Here is a 4,780-nt window from a genome sequence, read left to right as displayed (position 1 = left end):
TATATATTTAAATAGTATGTCAATATCTTAAATTCATGGTCAGCGTTAAAAAAGATTCAGAAAAAAAGGTTTATGGAACATACAGCAACCGGTATTTTGATTCGCCGGTGCCGGAAAATAAATTTCCAGAAAATGGAATGCCTTCCCAGGCAGCATATGAAATGATTCATCAGGAATTAAATCTAGATGGAATACCGGAGCTTAACCTTGCCACCTTTGTTACAACCTATATGGAACCGGAAGCAGATAAACTTTACATGGAAAATGCCCATAAGAATTTTATTGACTCTTTTGAATACCCGCAGATAAAAAAGGAGGAAAATAGAATAGTGAATATACTGGCCAGGCTCTATAATGCACCTGAGGAAAATGAATTTATAGGTACCTCAACAATTGGATCATCAGAGGCAATAATGCTTGCACTTCTTGCGCATAAATGGAACTGGAAGCAAAAAATGAAATCAAAAAATAAGGATTATTCAAGTCCCAATATTGTATTTGGTGCAGACACCCATGTTGTGTGGGACAAATTTGCAAAATACTTTGATGTTGAACCGAGAATAGTGCCCATAGATAAAAAAACCATGGTATCAAGCCCTGAGGAATTAATTAAAAACATTGATGAAAATACAATAGCCGTTGGTGCCGTGCTTGGAACAACATTTACTGGCGCATTTGATGATGTTCTTTTACTGAATAAAATGCTTAATGAATATGAGGAAAAAACCGGAAATTTTATACCATTGCATGTTGATGCTGCCAGCGCTGGATTTATAACACCCTTTATTGAGCCTGATCTTCTATGGGATTTCAGGCTAAATCATGTGGCCTCAATAAACGTCTCGGGGCATAAATTTGGACTTGTATATCCAGGTCTTGGCTGGCTTATATTCAGGGATAAAAAGTATCTCCCAGAAGACCTTATATTTTATGTTAATTATCTGGGAAATGAGATGCCCACATATACCCTGAATTTCTCCAGGAGTGCATCAAATATTGCCGCACAGTATTACAATATATTACGAATGGGGATATCAGGATATAAAAGAATTGCAGAAAATATGATGGCAAATGCCCGGTATCTGGCAAGTGAGATTAAAAAAATGGATAACATTGAACTTGTAAGCTCAGCAGAACATATACCGGTAATAACCTTCAAACAGAAACATAAGGATGCCTTTGATCTCTTTGACCTATCATCGGAATTAAGAAAGTTCGGATGGATCATACCTGCCTACTCTCTTCCTGATAATGCCAGCGGTACTGTTTTAATGAGAATAGTTGTGAGGGAAAGCTTTTCAAGGGATATGGCTAATTTATTGATAAATAACATAAAACAGGCACTAAATAATATGGGAAGAAGGCAAAAATTTGAAATGAAATCACCTAGAAGGGGACATGCGGTTACCTAAAAGTATTCTAATATATTTTATATATTAAATAAATCATTAATGGGTCATTTAATGAAAATACTGGAAATTGCATACAAACCTCCAGAATTTGGCGGTGGGATTGAGAGATTCGTAAATGGTCTTTCCAAATATTTAACTTTAAATGGAAACGAGGTTTCCATTATGATTTCCGGGACGGAAAATAAGATATATATAAAGAATAATATTAAATTCATTCAGATTAAGGTTAAATTTCCTTATTTTAAAAAACTCATTTATAATATAAAAGTTTATTTTTATGTTAAAAAAAACATGAAAAAATATGATATGGCGCATATTAACGGTGACAATGGATGTTTTATTTCCAGAATTAATGATTTAAACAAAATCATGACCCTGCACGGAACATCACTATTTTCTGCCGGTGTAAAACAAAATTATACTAAAAAATCTGTAATTAAATGGGGTTTAATCCATCCAAATTTATTTTTTTCATATCTAATGGAAAGATATTCTGTTAGGCATTGCAACACTGTTATAACCGTATCTGCCAGTCTTTTGGATACCTTAAAAAAATTGTATTCTAAAAACGATATAACAGCGATTAATATTGGTATTAATACAGGTTATTTCAGGCCAGGAAATAAAATTCAAATTAGGCATGAATTAAACATGGAAAATAAAGTAATTTATGCACTCTGGGTGGGCATGTCTCCAGAGAGAAAAAGGCTTAATTTTGCCATAGAATTAATTAAAAATTCAAAAAATATACATCTTATATGCATAGGCAACACTGAAAAATATGCTGGTAATGATAGAATCCACATTCTGGGCCGTGTATCCGACGACATTTTATTAAAATATTATCAGGCCTGTGATTTACTTTTATTGCCATCTGTTTCAGAGGCTTTTAGCCTGACCATCGTCGAGGGGATGGCATGCGGTCTTGTTCCCGTGACGGGTAAAAACGTTTACATGCCCGGTCTTAAGAATAATATAAATTCGTTCATTGCCGGTACAGATGATGATTATAAAGATATAATAACGAAGATTGAGGATAAACCTGATATATTAATTAAAATGTCTGAAAACGCTATTAAAACGGCATATGAATATTCAGATGAGAAAACATATTCCAGATACCTGGATGTAATGCAAAAAATAGTATATAAAAAATAATTTATACAGAATTCTTATAGCATTTTTAATGGAATCAGATTTTATCTCTGTTATAATACCGTCATATAAACCAAATAATCTTGTATATAAGGCCATAGAAAGTGCATTAAACCAGTCTCTGGGCAGGGATTTTTATGAAATAATTGTAGTTTTAAATTATGAGGATCAAAAAATTTCAGAAATGGAAAATGAGCATTTAATAAAAGTTTTGCATGTAAATGATCTTTCCCTATCCTCAAAGTATATTGCTGCACTGAGGATCAGCCATGGAAATATTTTATCATTTCTGGATTATGATGATCTTTTTTACAGCAATAAACTCGAGTATGTATATAATAGCTTTAAAAATAATAAAAATCTGGTTTACTTTCATAATAGATGCACATTTATCAATGATGAGGGGAATAGCATTGATGAATATTATTACAGCCCTGATTTTAATTTATCATCAATTTCCATTAAAAAAGATATAATAAATATGGAATATCTATCAAAGGTAAGGGCCCTGTATGATACCTTTTTTTATTATATATCCCTTGACTCCGGTGGGGAAATAGAACTCAGCCGTGAATTTTTAACATATTATAGATTCCATGAAAGTACCAGCAATACAAATTTGCGTGGAATAGATAGATGGAAAATAAAAATGGAAACATATTTAAGATACCTGAATTCTCTGGAAACCATGTATAAATTTTTAAAAACCAAAAAGTCCCGGATGCTTGCCAGGGATTATATAATATCATTAAAAATAGAATTAAACATGCTTTCAGGGTTATTAAACTCAGGAATAAAATACGATCTGAACTATGATGATGTCCTTCACTGGCTTTCTGTGGCAAGCTATAAGGGAAACAGATTTCATTATCCATTTAAATTCATAAAAATATTTCAGTATAAACTTCCATTAAAATACAATAGAAGGGTTGAGGATTATCTTTTAAAGATATAGGAAGATATTTATAATGAACAATTGCATTCCATCTTATGGCCATGCCTAAAATTTTACAGATATGCCACGGGCAGATCATACCTGAATACATTAGTGCATATTCATTAAGATGCCATAACCTTCTTAAAAATTATGAAAATAGGCTTTTGGTTTCTGCTGGCGGGCCTGTGCTGGTTGATAAAAATATGGGTAATTCCAGGCAGTACAGGTCAGTTTTAATTATGATTATGTCCTATTTAAAGGGAAACCGGTCATTTGAAGTTTTTCTCTCCATGGGCAAATATTTACGTAAAAAATATGTCCATGAGGTTATAAAGGAAATTAAAAAAAGTGATATTATAATATTTGAGGGGCCCTGGCAGTATCAACTCTTCAGGCCATACATAAAAGATAAATTTATAATATACGATGCACACAACTATGAAACGGGGCTCAGATCTGGCAACCCCTATGAAAATTATGTCTCCAAAATAGAGCAGGAATTGTTGAAAAATGCGCATATGATATTATCACTTTCAGTAAATGATATAATGGAGTTCAAAAAAATTATAGATGAGTTCAAACTATTCTATATACCACTGCTAACTGAAAATAAAAATATAGAATGGAATGGTATGGAAACAAATAATATAGTATTTATCGGGTCCCTGTACCAGGCCAATATAGATGCTGTCAGGCATATTTTAGAAATGTCCGCAAAACTTCCTGAATTTAATTTTATTATAATAGGAAATGTAAAAAATTATAAATTTAAGGAGTCACAAAAAAATGTGAAATTCCTTGGAGTAATAGATGATGCCAAAAAGGATATGGTGTTAAGATCAGCATGCATGGCTGTTAATCCTGTGATCGAGGGCAGTGGAAGAAATTTAAAGGTCCTTGATTATCTTTCATATGGCATACCGGTGGTATCAACAAAAATTGGCTTAAGAAGCTATGAGGAATATAATACTGATAATAACATAATCATATGTGATATACAGGAATTTCCAGAAAAAATAAGATATTTATGTAAAAATAGAGAATTACTAAGGATACAGTCATTTAAAAGCCTTGAGATGTACAAAAAAATTATAAAGTCTGAGGGAAATATAAATACAGCTAAAATAATTTTAAATGAATATAAAAAATTAAATCATGATATTAATTGATCGTTCAATAAAAAATCCTCGAAATTATATTCATCCCTATTTTTATTTTTTATGGCCTGTAATTTTATTATTTCATTATCTAGAAATAATTTTATCTGTATTTTATT

General features: G+C 31.8%; 4 protein-coding genes. All 4 read left to right on the top strand.

Annotated elements, in window-relative coordinates; translation table 11 throughout:
* Positions 1–35: 35 nt before the first annotated feature.
* Genes AOG55_RS01645 through AOG55_RS01630 form a run of 4 tightly spaced genes read left to right on the top strand, consistent with a single transcriptional unit; the run spans position 36 to position 4,673 of the window.
* Positions 36–1,412, top strand: a complete 1,377-nt coding sequence (locus AOG55_RS01645; RefSeq protein ID WP_048101295.1) for a glutamate decarboxylase — start codon at positions 36–38, stop codon at positions 1,410–1,412.
* Positions 1,413–1,463: 51 nt separating this feature from the next.
* Complete coding sequence (locus AOG55_RS01640; RefSeq protein ID WP_048101294.1) at positions 1,464–2,570, top strand: glycosyltransferase family 4 protein; 1,107 nt, start codon at positions 1,464–1,466, stop codon at positions 2,568–2,570.
* Positions 2,571–2,598: 28 nt separating this feature from the next.
* Entirely contained in the window at positions 2,599–3,522 is a 924-nt protein-coding gene (locus tag AOG55_RS01635) for a glycosyltransferase family 2 protein (RefSeq protein ID WP_052656714.1), read from the top strand.
* Positions 3,523–3,563: 41 nt separating this feature from the next.
* Positions 3,564–4,673, top strand: coding sequence for a glycosyltransferase (locus AOG55_RS01630; protein WP_162216744.1), 1,110 nt, complete (start codon positions 3,564–3,566; stop codon positions 4,671–4,673).
* Positions 4,674–4,780: the final 107 nt, after the last annotated feature.

The organism is Acidiplasma cupricumulans, assembly GCF_001402935.1.
Classification (GTDB): Archaea; Thermoplasmatota; Thermoplasmata; order Thermoplasmatales; family Thermoplasmataceae; genus Acidiplasma; species Acidiplasma aeolicum.
This window is presented reverse-complemented; position numbering and strand designations above follow the sequence as displayed.

Coding starts and splice junctions, on each gene's coding strand:
- AOG55_RS01645 (WP_048101295.1), top strand. CDS start 36: ATGGTCAGCGTTAAAAAAGATTCAGAAAAAAAGGTTTATGGAACATAC.
- AOG55_RS01640 (WP_048101294.1), top strand. CDS start 1,464: ATGAAAATACTGGAAATTGCATACAAACCTCCAGAATTTGGCGGTGGG.
- AOG55_RS01635 (WP_052656714.1), top strand. CDS start 2,599: ATGGAATCAGATTTTATCTCTGTTATAATACCGTCATATAAACCAAAT.
- AOG55_RS01630 (WP_162216744.1), top strand. CDS start 3,564: ATGCCTAAAATTTTACAGATATGCCACGGGCAGATCATACCTGAATAC.